Source organism: Pseudomonas sp. HMSC066A08, from assembly GCF_001813025.1.
Classification (GTDB): Bacteria; Pseudomonadota; Gammaproteobacteria; order Pseudomonadales; family Pseudomonadaceae; genus Pseudomonas; species Pseudomonas aeruginosa.
This window is the reverse complement of sequence record NZ_KV811253.1, coordinates 1-266: the sequence shown is the minus strand read 5'-3', so window position 1 is coordinate 266 and position 266 is coordinate 1. Positions and strand designations below refer to the sequence as shown.

Here is a 266-nt window from a genome sequence, read left to right as displayed (position 1 = left end):
CATCATATCAGGAGAGATATATGGCCTTGGGGAATAATGTTTTTTCCCAACATGGTATTAACCGACGCGATTTTATGAAATTGTGCGCAGCGTTATCAGCTACCATGGGATTAAGCGGCAAAGCAGCCGCGCAAATGTCACAAGCAATGACATCACCTGAACGTCCACCTGTTATTTGGATTGGTGCTCAAGAGTGTACAGGTTGTACGGAATCTTTATTACGTGCGACTCACCCAACACTTGAAAACCTTGTTCTGGATGTTATC

At 44.0% G+C, this 266-nt stretch carries 1 protein-coding gene; it reads left to right on the top strand.

Annotated elements, in window-relative coordinates:
• Positions 1-20: 20 nt before the first annotated feature.
• Positions 21-266: twin-arginine translocation signal domain-containing protein (locus HMPREF2886_RS32870; protein WP_139148386.1), on the top strand; the 246-nt coding region annotated here is incomplete at its 3' end.